This window comes from Mycobacterium sp. SM3041, from assembly GCF_039668335.1.
Classification (GTDB): domain Bacteria; phylum Actinomycetota; class Actinomycetes; order Mycobacteriales; family Mycobacteriaceae; genus Mycobacterium.
The window spans coordinates 1-1,364 of sequence record NZ_JAYXBQ010000019.1; the positions used below are offsets into that span (position 1 = coordinate 1).

At 69.9% G+C, this 1,364-nt stretch carries 1 protein-coding gene; it reads left to right on the forward strand.

What is annotated here, in order from left to right; translation table 11 throughout:
• Positions 1-54: 54 nt before the first annotated feature.
• Positions 55-1,364, forward strand: a 1,310-nt coding sequence (locus VXD91_RS05610; RefSeq protein WP_346414886.1) for a DUF222 domain-containing protein, incomplete at its 3' end; no start/stop codon positions are given.

Sequence of the window (1,364 nt, forward strand, 5' to 3'; positions counted from 1 at the left end):
ATGTTCGAACATGTGGGTGTCGGGGCCGGTGGTGTGCTGGTTCACGATGCCTCTGTGGTCGATGCGGTGGTGCATTTCGCGCGGGTGTCGCATGTCGCGGAGTGCGGGAAGTTTCGGGCGATCGCTGATCTGGTGGCGTTGCGTGTCGATGACGAAGATGGCCGGCAGTGGTGGGCCTGTGATGGTTGGGATGCTGCGGTCGCCGAGGTCGGTGCGGCGCTGGGTATCGGGAAGCGTGAAGCGTCGGGGCAGTTGTCGATTGCGGTCGCGTTGCGCTTCCGGCTACCTCGGGTGGCGGCGGTGTTCGCCGACGGTGGGGTGTCGGCGCGGACGGTCGGGACGATCTGCTGGCGCACCCGTTTGGTGGAGGATCCCAATACGCTGGCGGTGATCGATGTTGCGTTGGCGGGGGCGCTGTCGGAGTGGGCGGGATTGTCCCGCAAGAAGATTGAACGCAAGATCGACGGCTGGGTGCAGAAGTTCGACCCGGCCGCGGTGATCAAGGTGCGCTCGGCTGCCCGCCGGCGTGGGGTCGGGGTCGGCAAGCCCGATGATGAGACCGGGGTGGCCTCGATCTGGGGTGCGCTGCTGGCCACCGACGCCGAGTTGCTGGATCGGGTGCTGAACGAGATGGCCCGGCAGGTGTGCGATGACGATCCGCGCACGTTCGGGCAGCGGCGGGCTGACGCCCTGGGGGTGCTGGCGGCCCGTGGGGATCGGCTCGCGTGCCAGTGCGGCAATCCCGATTGCCCGGCCGCTGGGCCTGATGCGCGGGCGGCGGCGGTGGTGATTCATGTGCTCACCGATCAGCTGCCGACGCCGGTGGCGGATCCACTGCTCAGTGGGGACCCGGCCGCGCCCCCGACTCCGGCATCGACCGGGTCGGCGTCTGAGCCGGTGTTCACACCCGGGCCCGAGCCCGAGGATTTCTTCACCGCTGAACCTGATCCCGTGCCCGAGCCCACGCCTGCACCGGCGACCGATTCGCAGTCTGCCGAAACCCCGACCCCTGCTGGGGACGAACGGGCCGGCGACAGCACGTCCGCGCCAGTGCCGGCCAGCAGACCCGCGCATACACCTGCTCCGGCGGCTGAGTCGGCGCCCACCCCCGGCGCTCATGCGGCGCACCCGCCGGTCCCGACTTCCGCTAAACCTCCGGCGCCGGTGCGCACCCCGGTCGGTTATGTCCTCGGCGGTGGTGTGGTGCCCCCGGCGGTGCTGGCTGATCTGGTGGCCCGCGGTGCGAAAGTGCGCACCGTGGCTTCGGCTGCGGATCTGGACGCGGTGCCGCGGTATCGGCCGTCGGCGGCGATGGATGAGTTCGTGCGGGTGCGGGCCATGACGTGCATGTTCCCGGGCTGTGA